Origin of the sequence: Azotobacter vinelandii CA (assembly GCF_000380335.1) — a bacterium.
Classification (GTDB): Bacteria; Pseudomonadota; Gammaproteobacteria; order Pseudomonadales; family Pseudomonadaceae; genus Azotobacter; species Azotobacter vinelandii.
Window position 1 is genome coordinate 3,431,899 of sequence record NC_021149.1, and the last position, 17,090, is coordinate 3,448,988.

12 protein-coding genes are annotated in these 17,090 nt (G+C 61.0%); 2 read left to right on the forward strand and 10 right to left on the reverse strand.

Annotated elements, in window-relative coordinates; translation table 11 throughout:
* Positions 1-72: 72 nt before the first annotated feature.
* A complete protein-coding gene (gene parS / locus AVCA_RS15240; RefSeq protein ID WP_012701888.1) occupies positions 73-543 on the forward strand; it encodes a type II RES/Xre toxin-antitoxin system antitoxin in 471 nt (156 codons plus the stop codon).
* On the forward strand, positions 543-1,040 hold the full coding sequence (locus tag AVCA_RS25200) for an RES family NAD+ phosphorylase (RefSeq protein ID WP_072432485.1): 498 nt from the start codon (positions 543-545) through the stop codon (positions 1,038-1,040). The genes parS and AVCA_RS25200 overlap by 1 nt, the downstream gene beginning before the upstream one ends.
* A gap of 188 nt (positions 1,041-1,228) precedes the next feature.
* Here the strand turns inward: AVCA_RS25200 and AVCA_RS26115 are convergent, their stop codons facing one another.
* The 10 genes from AVCA_RS26115 to AVCA_RS15290 all read right to left on the reverse strand — a co-directional run bounded on the left by AVCA_RS26115 (position 1,229) and on the right by AVCA_RS15290 (position 16,357).
* On the reverse strand, positions 1,229-1,789 hold the full coding sequence (locus AVCA_RS26115) for a hypothetical protein (RefSeq protein WP_144061663.1): 561 nt from the start codon (positions 1,787-1,789) through the stop codon (positions 1,229-1,231).
* A 452-nt stretch (positions 1,790-2,241) separates the two neighbouring features.
* Entirely contained in the window at positions 2,242-3,465 is a 1,224-nt protein-coding gene (locus AVCA_RS15250) for a maltoporin (RefSeq protein WP_012701891.1), read from the reverse strand.
* A 648-nt stretch (positions 3,466-4,113) separates the two neighbouring features.
* Positions 4,114-5,418, reverse strand: a complete 1,305-nt coding sequence (locus tag AVCA_RS15255) for a cytochrome c (protein WP_012701894.1) — start codon at positions 5,416-5,418, stop codon at positions 4,114-4,116.
* 3 nt (positions 5,419-5,421) lie between these two features.
* Entirely contained in the window at positions 5,422-7,191 is a 1,770-nt protein-coding gene (locus AVCA_RS15260; RefSeq protein WP_041807303.1) for a GMC family oxidoreductase, read from the reverse strand.
* 17 nt (positions 7,192-7,208) lie between these two features.
* Positions 7,209-7,937, reverse strand: a complete 729-nt coding sequence (locus AVCA_RS15265; RefSeq protein ID WP_050764388.1) for a gluconate 2-dehydrogenase subunit 3 family protein — start codon at positions 7,935-7,937, stop codon at positions 7,209-7,211.
* A gap of 248 nt (positions 7,938-8,185) precedes the next feature.
* Positions 8,186-9,202 (reverse strand): LacI family DNA-binding transcriptional regulator, encoded by a 1,017-nt coding sequence (locus AVCA_RS15270; protein WP_231876398.1) that lies wholly within the window; start codon positions 9,200-9,202, stop codon positions 8,186-8,188.
* Positions 9,203-9,245: 43 nt separating this feature from the next.
* Positions 9,246-10,070 (reverse strand): sugar phosphate isomerase/epimerase family protein, encoded by an 825-nt coding sequence (locus tag AVCA_RS15275; protein WP_012701898.1) that lies wholly within the window; start codon positions 10,068-10,070, stop codon positions 9,246-9,248.
* Positions 10,071-10,084: 14 nt separating this feature from the next.
* Positions 10,085-11,527 carry a sugar porter family MFS transporter gene (locus tag AVCA_RS15280; RefSeq protein ID WP_012701899.1) on the reverse strand — a complete coding sequence of 481 codons (1,443 nt, stop codon included), beginning with the start codon at positions 11,525-11,527 and terminating at the stop codon, positions 10,085-10,087.
* 17 nt (positions 11,528-11,544) lie between these two features.
* Positions 11,545-12,540 carry a sugar phosphate isomerase/epimerase family protein gene (locus AVCA_RS15285; protein WP_236616194.1) on the reverse strand — a complete coding sequence of 332 codons (996 nt, stop codon included), beginning with the start codon at positions 12,538-12,540 and terminating at the stop codon, positions 11,545-11,547.
* An 820-nt stretch (positions 12,541-13,360) separates the two neighbouring features.
* A complete protein-coding gene (locus AVCA_RS15290; RefSeq protein ID WP_012701901.1) occupies positions 13,361-16,357 on the reverse strand; it encodes a M10 family metallopeptidase C-terminal domain-containing protein in 2,997 nt (998 codons plus the stop codon).
* Positions 16,358-17,090 lie beyond the last annotated feature (733 nt).

The window sequence follows — 17,090 nt, forward strand, 5'->3', positions numbered from 1 at the left end:
GAGGCTTGAGCGCCCCTATGTCATTTGGCGGTATACTTTTGCCAAATGGCATAACACGAAGGCAATCTGATCATGGCTATCCCCGAAGCAATCCGACCTCGCCAGGGCCAGGACCCAACGAAGCCGCTGCAGTTATTGTTCGGCAAGGAGCTTCCGCAGGCCCGCTCGGCATACGAACTTCATGAGTTGATCGAGAAGGGTTTTCCCTCGGAGACAGTGCTTACCCTCCTGCAGAATATCGGCCCGCTCAAGGATCGGCAGGCATTTGCCAAGGTGATTGGTATGTCGGAGCGAACGCTCCAGCGGCGCATCAAGCACCCTGAGCCGCTGTCGGCTGAGCAAAGCAGTCGTGCCTGGTGCTTTGCCGAGGTGCTGAGCAAGGCGGAAGAGGTCTTTGGAGATCGCCAGGAGGCGGCGAAGTGGATGCTGACGCCGGCCATGGGGCTTGAAGGGCGCGCGCCTATCGATCTACTCACCACTCAAGTGGGCTTTGAACTGGTCGATGATTTTCTGACCCGGATGCAGTATGGGGTCTACTCCTGATGGTGACGAGCCCGTGGAACGGTAAGGTTTACTTTTGGCGTCTGGATAGACGAGAACATGCGGGCAGTTGGAACAGCGGTATAGGGGCAGAATTAGGAGGTGGCCGTTGGAACTCGAAAGGTTCCAAGGCAGTGTATGCTTCTGCCGATCCTTCGACGGCAATCCTCGAGGTGGCCGTGCATAAAGGCTTCCGGGCACTGGACTCGGTGCCTCATGTGCTCACGGCTGCTCGTATACTCGACCCTGTCCAAGTCTACAGCGTAGACTCCAAAGAGCTGCCTAATCCCAACTGGCTGATCCCAGGCACACCGAGCCTTGATCAGCAGCGGTTCGGCGACGAGTTGCTGGCTCGACATCCTTTTATCCTTATCCCCTCCACCGTATCCCGCCACAGTTGGAACATCGTGATGAATCCCTCGCTGGCGGAAGGATTGTACGAGTTAGTCCTGCAAGAGCGTTTTGCTCTGGACACTCGTCTCAATCCTCCGCATCAGTAGGCGCGACCAAACTCCTACAGGAGAAAGGTGCAGTCAATGCTGCAAAGCACCTCCGTCAGAAAGTGTCCTGCGTGTTTCAAGCAACCAATGCGCCTCGGTCGGCGTGGTTGCCCTCCAGGGTGACCTTGAAGCGCCGGCTGTTGGCGTCCGCCTCGTAACTCTTCAGATAGGTGCGGTGCCAGCGCTATTTATATCTGCGCGGCCAAGATGTCACCGTAGCTGTTGTCCAGGCCGCCGAAGCCAAGCCCAGACAGGTTCAAAGCAACTTTCTTGCTACTACCGCCACGGTCTGGCGGTGAACAGATTGAGGGCAAGCTGAAGTCCTTGACGGAGGTGGTGATCCAAGCATTGACCTCCTGAAGAACAGTACCTGAAAACATACCGGGTGCTATCCCCGTGCAAGGTAGTTGCACACCCCCGTCGTCGCCAGGCCAAAGACGGCAATGCGGTAATTTTCTGCTTTGGACCTTGAAACCGGGCGGCGGACCGCCGTGCCCGATTTTTTTGGGGAGCGCCTTGGCTTTCCGCCTGGACACGCCATACATCAAGCGGCAAATGCCTGCCCGGTGGGATCTCCGGTCTAGATGTTCAGTCCCATAGCGTGGCGGCATGCTCGAGATCGTGTCCCAGTTGCTGTGGATCTCCTGCCACCCCTGGTGCTGCGCAGGCGCCAGTTTCGTGCAGATGAGTACCCGTGAGTGCCTGCGCTTGTCGTATGCGGCAACCCGGCCGAGCATCGAAAGAGTCATCGACTTCCTCAAGCTCGGCGACAGCGACATCGGAGTCGCCATACAGGTCGAGCGCCACCATACCCAACTGGCCAGGCCCTGCGCAGCGTGCCCGGCATCGGCACAGCCAGCGTCGCGGTGTTGCTGGCCGAGCGGACCGAACGGGACAGGCCCGACCGCCGGCGTATCGCTGTCCTGGTCGGCGCTCCCTGCTGAACCACGACCCTGGCCAGATGCGCGGCCAACGAACCATCTGGGACGAACGGGCCGAGGTGCGCCGTATCCTGTATATGGCAACGCGCTGTGCCGAGCGACACAACCCGGTGCTGCGCGATGACTACCCAAGCCTGCTGGCCGCCGGCAAGCGCGGGAAAGTCGTCCTGGTCGCGACCATGCGCAAGCTGCCGGCCATCATCAACGCCATGGCCAGGCGCTGTGGGCGTCTCATTGCGCTTGAGTTCCAAGACGGCTGCTCAATCCCACCAATGCTCGAACTGGATGCCGAAGTTCGCACCGTTGCGGTCGCTGCCGAAGACGCCGGTATCGGAGAGCGCCGATCCGGGGGACATCTGGTTGGCAGCCCGCTGCGCCTCCTTGTTCCAGAAGGCATAGGTGTAGTAGAAGCGAACTTCCGGGCGGTCCAGGAACCCCGGCCCCTTCGGTGACCAGGTCGGAGCGATGGTGATCTTGGTCAGCGTGCGGGTGCCGTCGCTGGCCCTCACCCGGTCGTGCCCCACCTCGACGGCCAGCTTGAACTGGTGGCCGAGGCCATAGACCGGGCGGGCGCCGATGGACAGCCAGTGCTGACCGCCGCCTTCCGGGCGAATATCCCTCTGGTAGACGACGTCGAACTGGCCGCTGAAACGCGGACTCGTCTGCCAGTCGAGGATTTCGACCAGCCGCCAGGTCTTGCTGCCAGTTCCCTGGGTGGTGTCTCCGGTATAGCTTATGTTGGTACCCGAAGCCTGTCCGTATTGCACGGCCAGGGTATTGAATCCGCCGAGAACATCCTCCTGCTTGTGCTGAAGGGTCGTCGACCAGCCGCTGTGGGCATCGCGGCTGTCCGGTTTCTGCAGGTAGCTGACACCCCATTGCAACTCGCCGCCGGGGTTGGTTGCGATGCCCTCGAGGGTGAGGTCATGACGGTTGACGTAGGGGTCCTGGTCCTGATTGTCCTTGCGCGAAAACACATAACTGAGCGTGAGGTCGCCGCCGATGCCCACTTTGTCGAAAGCGAAACCGGTGCCGCTCTGGTTCCAGTACCAGAAGTCGGAGATATGGACATTGTTCCGGTTGTACCAGCGCCGTCCGATCCAGAAGTTGCCGCCATTGAGGGCCGGCATGTTCTTCCACTCGGCATACCACTGGGCCAGACGGGTGTAGCCCCAATCGTCGCTGAACCTCAACTTATGTCCGTAGTCGTTGAAAACTTGCCCCATCGTGTAAAAGCCCAGCGTCGAGCCGTCATCGAACGAGAGAAGATCATGCTGCAGGACCGGTTCGAAATACTCCTCGCACTCGTTGCCGAGCCGGTATTTGGAACCTGCACCGGGAAGCTTGAAGCAGGATTGCGTGTGGCCATCGGCCGAGCCGGCGAAGCCGAGGCGATAATAGCCGCTGTAATTCCATGCCTGAGCGGACAGGGGAAACATGATACAAATGCTGGTCAACAGCAGCGCTTTTTTTGTTTTTTTCATGTGCACTCCAATTCTTATAGTTTTCCATGAAGCAAAAGCCCGCCCATTCGCCGATAAAGGCGATATGAGAAGTTGCCGATCGGGCAATGCTTCCGGCCTTGCTCGCGAAAATCCCGCTCAGATGGGCCAGGCGTGTTCAGGAGTACTCGGGGTTTCCCCCATGAAGTTGCAGTGAGTTCGGATGAAAGTCCGGAATATATTGAAAAGCCGACTCACGCCGAGAGGCGAAAAGTTGCAGGTCGATCACCGGGCCTGGCATGGCTTCTCAATGTTTTACCCATGCACTTTCTTTTGTGTGGAAAAGCTTCGCACTCCCTGACGATGAATGACTGGCAAATGGCAGGGCGAACGCGCCGACTGCCATCGGCAGCATGTCGATGGCATGTGGAGGGACGCGCATACGATCTTTTGCCGATACAAACCAGAAGAGACAGGTTTCTTGAGGTTATATATGGCAAATGGAAATGCGCCGAGGCGCTCGGCCCAGCCTGGGAAATTGTTGTCAGGGCGGATGCGACAACTTGATGAGGGATGCGTCAGGCATATAACACCGGCATGACTTCGAGGTTTCGGGAAAAGCCGTCTGGCTCCAGGGTGAATGGGAACTTGTGCATTCGGAAAAACTTATCCAGCTTTTTATCGTTCCGATCAGTTCGCCGGCAGATTCTTCCCGGCGCCGAGCCGCTCACGCAGACGCGCGACCTCGGCCGGGTCCACCGGTCTGGCGGCGTTGCCCCAGGTGTTGCGGATGTAGTCCAGCGTTTCGGCGATCTGCCGGTCGTCCATCTTCCAGGCGAAGGACGGCATGCCCGCGCCGGTCGGCTTGTCGTGCGTGGCCGCTGCGCGCCCACCCACCAGCATCAGATGGATCGGGTTGGTCGCATCGTCGGATTGCAGCGCGGGGTTTCCCGCGAAGGCGGGGGCCACGTTGCCCATCCCTTCACCCGCGACGCCATGGCAGGCCGAGCAGTTCACCTCATAGCGCAACGCACCTCGCTGCATCGCCGGACTTTCGGCCGGAAGCGGCGCGGGTCGTGTAACGCCGGAGGCGGGCAGTGTTTTCAGGTAGACCGCAATGGCCCGCAGGTCGGCATCGGTCAGGTACTGGAAGGAATGTTCCACGGCTTCGGCCATCGGGCCGGAGGCCAGGGAGGTTTTACCGCCGGTCTTGAGGTATTCGACCAGGCTTTCCGCCGGGGTTTTACCCTGGCCCGCATGGGGATTGCCGGTCAGGTCGGGGGCATACCAGAAGCCGAGATTGCCGCCTTGCAAGTACCGGCTGGCGACCTCCGCGCCCAGGAGGTTGCGCGGGCTGTGGCAGACCGAGCAGTGCGTGCCGCCATCGACCAGATATTTGCCGCGCTGCCATTGCGGGGATTGCCCGGCCGTCTCTTCGAAGCCCGAATTGTCGAAGAACAGCAGGTTCCAGCCGGCCATCGCCAGGCGGACGTTGAACGGGAAGCGCATTCCGCCGTTCTCGTTCACCGGGTTTTCGACCGGTTCGACCGTGGCCATGTAGGCCCAGAGGTCGTGCATGTCCTGGTCGGTCAGCTTGGCATAGGCGGTGTAGGGCATCGCCGGGTAAAGGAACCCCTTGGAGCCCTGTCCGTGGCGCATGGCGTCGAAGAACTCCCGCTCGGTCATGGCGCCGATGCCGGTCCTGCGGTCGGGGGTGATGTTCGAGGACAGCAGAGTGCCGAATGGCGTGGCGATCTCATGGCCGCCCGCGAACGGGCCTTTGCCAGCGGTATGGCAGGCCACGCAATCGCCCGTGCGCATGACGTATTCGCCGCGGGCGATTGCGGCCGGCTCCGGGTTCTTCACATCGGCCAGCGCCACACGGTCGTCGGCCACGGCCGAGCGCGCGGTGTTGAGTTTGGCGTAGGCCCAGCCGCCTGCGCCGAGCACGGCCAGGGCCACGACGCCACCGGCGATATGTTTCCAGTTCGTCATGACTCAGCCCCTCACCAGTGGCCCGGGATTGCGGACGTAGGTTCGATGGATCGCCTGCGCGGCGCGGATCGCCAGCGCGCCGACGGTCAGCGTCGGGTTGTAGCCGCCGTTGTTGGGAAAGGCGGATGCGCCGACCACGAACAGGTTGTGCGCATCCCAGCTCTGCAGCCAGGGGTTGACAGCCGAGGTGGTCGGGTCCGCCCCCATCACCGCCCCGCCGATCGTGTGCGAGCTGTGCTGCATGTAGGGGTTCCAACTGCGCTCTGTCTGGTTGTCGACCAGCAGATCCTTGGCGCCCGTGGCTTTCATGATGTCGATGGCGCGCTCGGTGACGTAGTTCGCCATGTCGATGTCGTTGCGGTTCCAGTCGAAGGTCATGCGCAGCAGCGGCTGGCCGTGGCGATCCTTGTAGGCCGGGTCCAGATCCAGGTAAGCCTCGCGCACCGGCATCGAGGTGCCCTGACAGAAAATCGTGCTCGCAGTCTGATAATCCCGGGCATAGCCCGCTTTCCACGCGCTGCCCCAGCGCTTCGTGCCCGGACGCAGGGTGTTCATGTTCTGGATCGGCCGACCGTTGGTGGAGAACCCCATGATGCCGGCGCCGCCGATGAAACCGAGATGACCGTGATCGAAGTTGTCGCCGTTGAAGTCGTCGATTTGCACGGCGAGCGCGCCAGTGCCGATGAAGGGATTCATGTGCTCGCCATCGAAGAATCCCGTGACGGTGGAACAGGTCTGGTAGTTGTAGTTGCGCCCGACCGTGCCGCGGCCGGTGCCCGGGTCATAGGCTTGACCGACCTGCGACAGCAGCATCAGCCGCACGTTGTCCATCTGGTAGGCGGTGATGCAGACGATGTCCGCCGGCTGGAAACCTTCAACGCCTTCTTTCGTGATGAATTTCACCCCTGTCACGGTTTTGCCGTCCCGGTGCTTGACGGCATGCAGCACTTCGGTTTCCGTCAGCAGCGTGAAATTGGGACGGCGCATCAGGACCGGCAGGATGCAGGCTTGGGGGGAGGATTTGGAGAAGTTGCCACAACCGTGGAAATCGCAGAAACCGCAGTAGGTGCACGGCCCCATGGCGACGTCCAGCGGATTCACATACGCCTGCGAAATATTGGCCGACGGCACGGTGAAGGGGTGGTAGCCCATGCCAGCCGTCGTCTGGCGGTACTTGCTCATCCAGTGGGTGTCTTTCAGCGGCGGCGTCGGATAATCCCGCACCCGCGCGCCTTCGAAGACATTCCCCTCAGCCTTGATCCGGCCGGCGAGATTGCCCGCCGCGCCCGAGGTGCCGGCAATGCGCTCGAAACGATCGTAGAAAGGTTCCATGTCTTCATAGGTCACGCCCCAGTCCTGCAACTGGAGTCCGGCCATTCTGGCAGCGCCGTAGCGCTCGCGGGTTTGCGTGGCCACCTGGAAATCCCATGGCGAGAAACGCCACGACATGCCCGCCCAGTGAGTCCCCGCGCCGCCCACGTTCCAGCCGAACTGGAACGCCGACCAGTTACGCACCGGCGCGGCATCCTGGCCGTCGCGGTTACGGAAGGTCATGGTTTCCACGCTCATCGGCTGCAGGAGTTGCCGGCGGGTATGCCAGCGCAGCTCATCCGTATCCACGGCGGGCGGAAAATCGGTGGAAGTATCCCGCCAGGCGCCCCGCTCGATCGCCACGACGTTCAATCCGGCGCGCGTCAGCTCCTCGGCCATCAGCGAACCGGCCCAGCCCAGGCCAACGATGACGACGTCGGCTTTTTTTCTTGTCTGCGACATTTGTTTTGCTCCGGGAATCAATCGCCAGGAATCAGGCTGACGGGAACCAGATTCAGATTTTCGTTACGCCGCTCGATATAAAGCCGGTAGTCATAGCGGGCTCCGGGAAAACCGATCATTTTCCACCCGGCCATGTTTTTATTGCCGCCATGAATCGGATCGGCCAGATAGCCTTCCCTGGCGTTCTGCAGCATTAGCTCGAACAAGGCCCGGCTGTCGATCTCTTTGCCGAGATCGATCTTTCCGGCTTCCATGTTCGTCAGGAACTCATCGATCCGTGAGTCGCTCAATGTGTGAAAAGAACTGTTCCAGGTATTTCGCGCCCAGGTTTCCAGGGCTTTCAGACCGGTCAGATAACGTTCGCGCGGCGAAGAGATGAATTGCGGGCCGCCCATCATTTTCTTTTCGTTATCGGGATCGAAGGGGCCCGATAAATAGAGTGCCGCGCCGGAGCCGTAATCGCCGGCCAGCTCATTGTCGATGAACTCGATGCAGCCGGCCTCGCTGGCCGAAGGGCCCCATTCGTCCGCGGGAATGAGCCGGTCGAAGACCGCCGCCAGATTCTTTCTGGCGATTTCGTCGGTCAGTACCCGATACCCTTGCCGCCCGGCCGGCTTCGGCAAGTGATCCTCGTTCATCCGGGTTTCCGACGGCACCTTGTGCAACTCTTTCGCGAGCAACCCGGGTACGGCTACCCATGACGCGGCAAGGGTACCGAGTGAAAAGATCGCTTTTCTTCGATTCATTTTTATTTTCCTCAACACGGCGAATTCCGCCGTCAGACAGGTTGAATACCCGCCAGCCACGAACTCCAGGCAATACCTACCCGCTCCGCCAAAAGCGGAGTTTTCCCTATCACGAAGTCAAGGCTTCACTGACAGCGCCTTGGGCTCCCCCAATGCAGAACGAGTCGATACCGCCCGGTTCTCGGCGGGATTGGCTGAATTGGTTTTATTATCAAGGCCGGAGTTCGAGTTCTGTTCTCCCGTTGTTTTCATTGCTTCAAGTGCGAGCGCCTTATCTTCAATTCGCCATGGCGCCAGTCGCCCTCTTCAATGGCTCGACCGTCGATGAGCCGATTCAGCGCCTCGGTGATCAGCCGGTCGGTCCGCTGGTTATAGCTGGTCAGTTGCAAACGGGATGTACTGGCCTCATCGATATCGTCGAAACCGACAACGGCGATATTCCTTTCGCCTTTACGTTCATGAAGCGCATCGAGCACGCCGACGGCGAGAATGTCGTTCTCGCAGAACAAGGCATCCGGCCATTCATCGACCGGCGTCGAGAGCAGATATTCGGACATGATCCGATAGGCCACATCCCGCTCATAACGGCCCGTGACCAGCAATAGTTCAATATCCTTGCCCGCCTCGGTCAGACCGTCCCGATAGCCATCCATGCGGAACGAATGGCTGGTGGCCGTATCCGGGCCCTTCATGTAACCGAAGCGCCGGTGCCCCTGTGCCAGCAACAATTCGGCGATCTCGCGGCCGGCCCTTCTGCCGTCGAGGTTGATCGCCTGTATGCTGGGGTGGTCGCTGTTCCGGCCGACCTGAACCAAGGGAATGCAGTACATCTCTTGCGCGATGGCGATCAACTCATCGGTCAATACGGTGCCCAGGAACAGAATCCCATCGACCTGCAACTGATCGGCCATGGCCATCACCGCGCGGTAATTCTCCCCCTCGTCGATATTGAGCAGCAGCGCCATGTAGCCTCTGGCCTGCAACTGCCTGGTCACCACTTCCAGCCAGCGCATCGAATGCGGGTTTTTCATCTGGTCTATCGCGACGCCGATGATATGCGTGCGCTTCTTGGACAAACTGCGCGCCAGCAGATTGGGCCGATAGCCGAGCGTCCTGGCCGCCGCCAATACGCGCTCGCGCGCCTTGGCCGAAATGGAAGCGCCAGGCGTGAAGGCGCGTGAAACCGTCCATTTGGAAACCCCGGCCAGCATCGCCACATCGCCTGCGGTCGCTTTCTGAGGTCGGTCTTCTTTCGTCAGTGTCATCGATCCTGGTCTCGGCGCTGGCGGGTTTTCACGGATGGTTTCTCTAGCCGGTGTACTTGGTCATGGTTTCGATGACTTTCTTCGCCAGTTCCCCATGGTCCATTTCCCAGCAGAGCGGGCTGTACAATTCCGGCGACCACACGCCGTCGAAGCCGGTCGCCTTGACGGCATCCGTCCATGCCTGGATATCGATATCGCCTTCTCCCGGAAGATAGGCGCGCAACACGCTTTCATCCCAGGCCTCGCCCGGCCCGGGTTTGCGTCCGTCGCCAAAATGCACGCCGTAGATCAGCGCGGGGTCCAGCGCCGCCACATCCGCGGGAGTGCTGGCGCCCGTCGCGTAGAGATGCCAGAAATCGATGACCAGGCCGACATTGGGCCTGCCGACACGCTCGATCGCTTCCAGGGCCTGCGGCAAGGTGTTGAATCTGGTGTGGGCGATGATTTCGATCTGGTAGCGCACGCCGTATTTCAAGCCGATGTCGGCAATCCGGGCGATATTTTCAGCCACGATGTTTTCGATCTGCTCTTGCGGCAAGTGATCGATGCTATGTACGGCCTGCATTTGAACAGTCGGGCATTCCAGCTCGGCGGCGGCCTGGGTCAACCGGGTCGCTTCGGCCAGCATCTGTTCCTTTTCCTTTCCCTGATAACGCTCGATACCGACCAATGCGTTCACGCAAAGCGTTTTCAGTCCGAAGCCATCCACCCGTCGTTTCAGCGCGGCGGTGGTGCCGCCGTTATCGAGATAGCGCAACAGCTTGTTGAAAAGAAACTCCAGTCCATCGTAGCCGGTTTCCGCGGCGATTCGCGCCTCGGTAACCACATTGCAGTGATAGGTGGAAAGACCGTGCAGTGCCTTCATCATTGTTGTTCACCTCTTCATATATCGGAAACAGCGATACTCGTACGAGTTTCGCCGGTTTTTCTGGATAACTTGCGGCGATGGCTTTCGATCAACGCTTCCATGTCGTCCAGGGCGACGCCCCTGGTTTCCGGCAGATAGCGAATCAGGAAAAACAGGCAGAACAGATTGAACGCCACGAATATCCACATGGTGAAGGCCCCGTTGAACGACTCCTGCAATACGGGGATTTCGTTGATCATCGGGAAGAACTGGGTCACCAGGAAGTTGAAGGCCCACATGAGCGTGACGGCCAGTCCGGTGGCATGACTTCTTATCCGCGGCGGAAATATTTCCGAAAGCAGTACCCAGCAACCAGCACTCCAACTGATACCGAACATCGCCATGAAAAACAGTGCGGCGAAAATGGACAGGTAACCGGAATGATGGGTGTACATGCTGTATGAAATCAGCAACAGCCCCACGATCGAGCCAATGGTGCCGAACTTCATCACCGGACGGCGTCCGAAACGGTCGAACAGCGTCATGCCGACGAAGGAGGCGATACCCGTGAACAGACCGATGAAAATGGTTTGAAAAAGCAGCGCGTCCTTGGACATGTCGCCGGTCTGCAGAATAACCGGAGCGTAATACATGACGATCGCCGCGCCGGTGAATTGCTGGAGTACCCCGATGGCGCAGCCGACGATGAGGCCATAACGCAATACCGGCGTGCGCAGGATGACCCCCAAGCCCAGACTGCCGCCGGCAGTCTCGCGTGCGGAAAAGAACTGCCGGGCTTCTTCATGGTTCAGGTCCGGATATATCTTCGACAGAACCTTGATCGCTCTCTCGACGCGCCGTGTATCGATGCACCAGGTCGGCGATTCCGGGAGTATCAGCGTGCAAACCAGCATCAACGCCACCGGAACGAATTGCGCACCCATCATCCAGCGCCAGCCGACCTCGACCAGCCAGGCTTCCGTCATCCCCTTGCCGATCAGGAAGTTCACCAGGAAAACCAGGGTTTGCGAACCCAGTAGCGACAGGTCCCAGATGCCGGACGCCTTGCCACGAATATCCCTTGGCGCTATTTCCCCCATGTACAGGGGGACGACCGTGCTCGCCAGACCGATGCCTATACCGGCGACGATCCTTGCCGACGAGAAGATGGCAAAGGAGTCCGCGAACGTCGTGCCGTATGCCGAAATCGCAAAGGCCAGCGTCGAGAGCAGCAGCGTGGACTTGCGGCCTATCCGGTCGGCCAGTTTCCCGGCGGCCAGCGCCCCCAGGACACAACCGACGAAAATGCTGGAAACGATCCAGCCTGTTTCGGCCGGGCTCAGATGGAAGTATTGCTGTATCAATTCGACCGAGCCGGAAATGACGCCGGTCGAAAAGCCGAACATCACTCCGCCCAGGGTGGCGATACAGCAGAGCCAGTAGACGTAGGCGGCTTTGTACCTTTCTTTGCTCAACATCACTTACCCCCGGCGAACTAGCGAGACAGCGACTGCATCAAGGCGGAGATGGAGGTCGTGATGCCGGCTTCCACGGACATGGTCAGGTCTTCCATTTCCAGCGAGACCCAATCGTCGTATCCGGTCATCCGCAGAACGGAGAAAAACTCCCTCCACCACTGCAAATCGCGTCCACAACCCACCGCGACATAGTTCCAGGTGCGGGACTTCGTTTCCGTCACCGGCCGGTACTCCAGCAAGCCGTCGATGTCGGCGAGGCCTTTCTCGATGCGGGCATCCTTTCCATGCACATGGAAAACCACGCCCTCCAGTTTGCGCGCCGCCGCAATGGGCTCGGCGCCTATCGCGATCAAGTGCGATGGATCGAGGTTTATTCCGATGATGTCGTCGACCGCCTCCCGCAACCGCAACAGGGTGGAAGGGTTGTAGACCAGTTGGCTGGGAAACTCCTCGATGGCGATTTTTTCCACGCCATGCCGCTTCGCGTGCTCGGTGAATCTTTTCCACCAGGGAATGGCGACCTCGTTCCACTGGTAGTCGATAACGCCCGGCATGTAGTCCGGCCAGGAAATGGTGGAGGTGATCCAGTTGGGGATCTTGTCGTCCGGTCCGCCGCCGGGCAGACCGCTCATCATGACGATCTTTTTCACCCCCAGCCTGCCGGCCAGCTCCACCGTCCGGTAACTGCTGGCGGTATGTCTTTCGCCAAGCTCACCGGGGGCCAGGGGATTGCCCGAGCAGTTCAGCGCCACGATTTCCATGTCGCGCCGTTCCAGTTCCGCCCGGAAGCGGGCGAGCTTCTCCGGCGATGCCAACAGCTCGTCGGTCCTGACGTGCGGACAAGGAGACCAGCCGCCCGCGGTCATTTCCACGCCCTGTATGCCGTAACTTTTCACCCTGTCGAGCATTTCGGCGAAGGGCAAATTCGCCAGAACATCGGTACATAGTGCGAGTTTCATTGTTTTTATCCTGACTCTGGATCTGGTTGAACAGCTTGAAAACCATTCACTCATCGCCGGGCCTGAAAGCCCATTCGCACCCAACGCAAGCTATGCTCGCCTCGTTTTGCAACCGGGTGCAAGCGCGATGCGACAAATCTACACAACGGAGAAAATAAATTCCATATAGTTTTTTATGGAAAAAAAATTCCATTTAAAGAGTGAGGAAATGGGCTACCAGCCTTGAAGGCGGTATCGTCGAGATCGATATGGTGGGCAGCCGGCCAGCATTGCCTGGGCGATCCGCCTGCACGGAGCGGAACGGGTCATGTCCTGGCGGTCCGGGACAATCGGCCAGCCCCGGCCGGGCCATCCGGGATTTCTTCGCTCTCTACGCGAGCCTCACCCGAGAAGACCCTGCATAGGCTTTTCGAGACGATGGAAAAGAATCGCGGGCATCTGGAGCACCCTCTCCGTCATGCGTTCGATGCCTTGTGGTGCCTGCCGCGCTCCGAACGAGGGCCGGACCCGAAGTCCTTCGCCATCCACCAGTCCACAACGCAGCACACTCCGTCTGTCGAGCCATCACTGTGCATCGTCGACGGCAAAACTACCTGCCCGCACGAAAAAGCGCCTCGTAGTCCCCCTGGCCATCGGCATGCACTCAAAGATACGGCGCAGCCCAGCATAGGCTCCTGCTCATTGGCCTTGACGATTTCGACCAGACCGTAGAAGGAAGGCTTTTCTGCTGACTAAGCCCCAGTGTCCGGCTCGCGCCATGCATAAAGTAGACGCGGCCAGGACTTGGGGTGGTTATGACCAGCCTGAACTCCTGCAGGAGAAAGGTGCCGATCAATGTTGCAAAGCACCTCCGCCAGAAGGTGCCCCGCGTGTTTCAAGCAACCAACTGCTCCTCGGTCGGCGTACCGCCGACCACCTCGATCGCGGTGGTCGCGGCTGCCTCGGCAAAGATGAAGTCGCCCGCATCAAGCCGGTCGACGAGATCGCCGCCCAGGGCGATCTCGAACTGGTTGCCTTCGGCGTCGCTCTCGCGGTCCTTCAGGTAGGTTCTGGTGCCGTCGCCGTTGAGCACCACGGCAAGGGTGCCGTTGTAACCGTCGCCCAGCCCGGTGTAGCCGAGCGCGGACAGGTCGATCAGATCCTCGCCGGGGGTGAAGTCGGTGATGGTGTCGGTGCCGGTCACGCCGGTGCCGTAGTTGCGGAAGCTGTCGAGTGCGTCGTCGTAGCGGAACACGTCGGCGCCGCTGCCGCCGGTGAGAGTGTCGCGCCCGGCGCCGCCGTCGAGGATATCGTTGCCGGCGCCGCCGTCCAGGCTGTCGTTGCCGGCCCCGCCGAGCAATTCCTCGGCCGCACTGCCGCCGTCGAGCGTGTCGTTGCCGTCGCTGCCTTCCAGCACGACGCGCTCGTCGAGGATCAGGTTGGCCCCGGTGAACGCGGACAGGTCGCCGTCCAGGGCGATCTCGAAGCGTTCGCCGGCGGCGTTGGCCTCGTAGCTCTTCAGGTAGGTGCGGGTGCCGGTGCTGTTGACCACCACGGCCAAGGTGCCGTCGTAGCCGTCGCCCAGGCCGCTGAAACCGAGCCCGGACAGGTCGATGCGGTCGTCGGCCAGATCGAAGTCGGTAATCAGATCGGCGAAGCTGGTACTCGCGGTGCGGTAGCTGTCGGTCAGTTCGCTGAAGCGGAACACGTCGGCCCCGGCCCCGCCGCTCAGGGTGTCGCGCCCTGCCCCACCGTGGACGATTTCGTCGGCGGCCGTGCCCTGCAGGCTGTCGTTGCCGGCGCTGCCTTCGAGGAGTTGCTGGCCGCTGGGCGTGGCGAAGATGAAATCCTCGTTGCCGAGCAGCTCCAGATAGTTGCCGTCGAGGGAAAACTCGAAGCGGTAGCCGTCGGCGCCGTTCTCGTAGCTTTTCACGTAGGTGCGGTCGCCGGCGCTGTTGACCACCACGGCGAGGGTGCCGTTGTAGCCGTCGCCCAGCCCGGTGAAGCCCAGCGCCGACACGTCGAGCTTGTCTTCGCCCACGCTGAAGTCGACGATGCGGTCGCCCTGGTTGTCGCCGGTGGTGTAGTTGCGCTGGCTGTCGGACAGCGCGTCGAAGCGGAACAGGTCGGCCCCGGCCCCACCGGTGAGGGTGTCGCGCCCGGCACCGCCGACCAGGATGTCGTCGCCGCCGGCGCCGTCCAGCGTATCGTTGCCGGCATGGCCGAGCAGCGTCTCGGCGGCCGAGGTGCCGAGCAGGGCGTTGTTGCCGGCGTCCCCTTCGATGACGGGACGCTCGAAGATCAGGTTGCCGTCGTCGAGCAGGCCGGCGAAGTTGCCGTCCAGGGCGATCTCGAAACGCCGGCCCTCGGCATCCGCCTCATAGCTCTTCAGGTAGGTGCGGGTCCCGGCGCTGTTGAGCACCACGGCGAGGGTGCCGTTGTAGCCGTCGCCCAGCCCGGTGAAGCCCAACGCCGACAGGTCGATGCTGTCCTCGTCGGCGTCGAAGTCGGTGATCAGGTCGTTGAAGCTGGCGCTGTCGGTGCGGTAGCTGTCGGTGCGCGCGGAGACGCGGAACAGGTCGGCGCCCGCGCCGCCGGTCAGGTTGTCGCGCCCCGCCCCGCCGTCGAGGATGTCGTTGCCGGCGCCGCCGTTCAGGCGGTCATCGCCGTCCAGGCCGAGCAGCGTCTCGTGGGCGTCGCTGCCGGTCAGCGTGTCGTTGCCGGTCGTGCCTTCGAGGGTCGCCTGCTGGCCGGTGCCGGGCAGGTCGGAGACGACGGAGTTGGTGCCGTAGAGGCGCACCGAGCCACTCTGCACATTGCTGACGCTGTTGGCGTAGAGGCTGCTGTAGTCGGTGCCGTCGGCGCGCTCCTGGATGCCGTAGGTGGAGTTGGCCGAGCCGACGATGGTGTTGCCTTCGATCCAGGTGCCGGTGGTGGTGTAGAAATTGCCGGACACCCCGGCGGTATCGTCGTAGGACTGCAGGAGGATTTCCGCGTAGGAACCGCTCTGCGAATTGTCGTGGATGTAGTTGTCGAGGATCTGCACGTCCTCGGCGCCGTAGACGCGCACCCCATAGAGGCCGTTGCCGTAGATCTCGGCGTTCTGCAGGGTGACGTCGTGGGCCATCTTGATCTGCACGCCTTCCAGGCCGTTGTCGTAGTAGGCGCCGCCGTCGATCAGGATGCCGTAGGGGTGAGCCACGTCGTAGGAGCCGCGCTGGATCACCAGGCCGGCGCCGCCGTTGCCGTAGGCGACGTTGTTGCTCAGGACGAAGTCGTTGGTGCTGGTGACGATGTTGAAGCCGTGGCGGTCGTTGTTGTACGAGACGTTGTTCTCGAACACCCCGCCGATCTGGAAATCGGCGACGAAGCCGTCGAGGCCGTTGTCGTGGGCCACGCTGTCGCGGATCGTCAGGTTGATGGTCTGCTCGTGCGGATCGAAACCGTAACCGGACATTTCACGGATTTCCACCCGCTCCAGGGTCACGTCGCGGTCGGCGCCGTCCTCGCCGGGAATGTAGCCGTTGAACCAGCCGTCGACCTTGCCGCTGGTGTTGTCGCGGTTGCCGTCGAGGGTCAGGTCGCTCATGCCGAAGTTGCTGGTCTCCTCGCCATAGGCCGAGCGGACGATGCCGGTGACGTCCTGATCCCAGCCGTCGACCAGCTTGATCACCGTCTCGCCCATCCCCGCGCCGACGATGTAGACGTTGCTCTTGATGGTCAGGCAACCGTCGGAAGGCTCCTCGCCACCGCTGACCCGGTATTCGCCGGCCGGCAGGTAGACGGTGCCGCCGCCGGCCGCGTAGGCGGCATCGATCGCCGCCTGGATGGCGGCCGTATCGTCGCTGACGCCATCGCCCAGCGCCCCGAAATCTTTGACGTTGTAATCCATATTATCGCTTCCTGTTTTTATCGATATGTGCAGCCAGCAAGCTGTCCGGGAAAGAGGAGAAGGAAAAGTCGACTACTCGAACAGCTTTTCCGTCCTCGGCTTTGCATGCGGCGATCCTTTCCCGCGCCCGGCGTAAATTCGCCCCAGCCATCAGCGGGTGAGCAAACAGTGCACGGACCGACCGTTTCCAGTCGGATAGCCTCCATCCAACACGATTGAAAGCATCCACTACGGATCGATACCCCCACGCCAAACAACGCAACCCGGAATCAGAACCGCCATGGGAGGCAAGCGTCATTTCCCGCCTGCGGCTTGTCTTAATGTCAAAATGATGTCATTTTCACGAGTTATTTACGTTTTTTTCACACTTTTTTCACATTTTGGCAAGTGACAATTCGATGGCGCTCAGTGTTTCAAGACCACTGTCGAGATGTTCCAGAGGCTCGGCTTGCCGGCGTGCGGGTATCGGACCCGCACCGGTACCGCGATGAAGATCAAGGGGGGCGGCGGACATCCGGGCCACCGATCGGAAGCCGAAGAGGACGACGACGGCCTGTACCGCACCGCCCCCCGGCAATCGCTCGGGTCCAGCAGGCCTATGCCCCGTGCGGCTAGCCGAGGCTCACACGTGGCGACCGGAGGCGCTGCGCCGCACCTGGGCAATCCGATATGCCCGGCCAGGCATTGGGGTCGGCTATGCGATATATAACTGTGCTAAGGGACACAGCCTGTC

What these genes read in the sequence shown, in the direction of transcription:
- AVCA_RS15260 (WP_041807303.1), bottom strand. Translation starts at nt 7,191, where the DNA reads ATGTCGCAGACAAGAAAAAAAGCCGACGTCGTCATCGTTGGCCTGGGC.
- AVCA_RS15255 (WP_012701894.1), bottom strand. Translation starts at nt 5,418, where the DNA reads ATGACGAACTGGAAACATATCGCCGGTGGCGTCGTGGCCCTGGCCGTG.
- parS (WP_012701888.1), top strand. Translation starts at nt 73, where the DNA reads ATGGCTATCCCCGAAGCAATCCGACCTCGCCAGGGCCAGGACCCAACG.
- AVCA_RS15275 (WP_012701898.1), bottom strand. Translation starts at nt 10,070, where the DNA reads ATGATGAAGGCACTGCACGGTCTTTCCACCTATCACTGCAATGTGGTT.
- AVCA_RS26115 (WP_144061663.1), bottom strand. Translation starts at nt 1,789, where the DNA reads ATGACTCTTTCGATGCTCGGCCGGGTTGCCGCATACGACAAGCGCAGG.
- AVCA_RS15285 (WP_236616194.1), bottom strand. Translation starts at nt 12,540, where the DNA reads ATGAGTGAATGGTTTTCAAGCTGTTCAACCAGATCCAGAGTCAGGATA.
- AVCA_RS15265 (WP_050764388.1), bottom strand. Translation starts at nt 7,937, where the DNA reads ATGAATCGAAGAAAAGCGATCTTTTCACTCGGTACCCTTGCCGCGTCA.
- AVCA_RS15290 (WP_012701901.1), bottom strand. Translation starts at nt 16,357, where the DNA reads ATGGATTACAACGTCAAAGATTTCGGGGCGCTGGGCGATGGCGTCAGC.
- AVCA_RS25200 (WP_072432485.1), top strand. Translation starts at nt 543, where the DNA reads ATGGTGACGAGCCCGTGGAACGGTAAGGTTTACTTTTGGCGTCTGGAT.
- AVCA_RS15280 (WP_012701899.1), bottom strand. Translation starts at nt 11,527, where the DNA reads ATGTTGAGCAAAGAAAGGTACAAAGCCGCCTACGTCTACTGGCTCTGC.
- AVCA_RS15250 (WP_012701891.1), bottom strand. Translation starts at nt 3,465, where the DNA reads ATGAAAAAAACAAAAAAAGCGCTGCTGTTGACCAGCATTTGTATCATG.
- AVCA_RS15270 (WP_231876398.1), bottom strand. Translation starts at nt 9,202, where the DNA reads ATGACACTGACGAAAGAAGACCGACCTCAGAAAGCGACCGCAGGCGAT.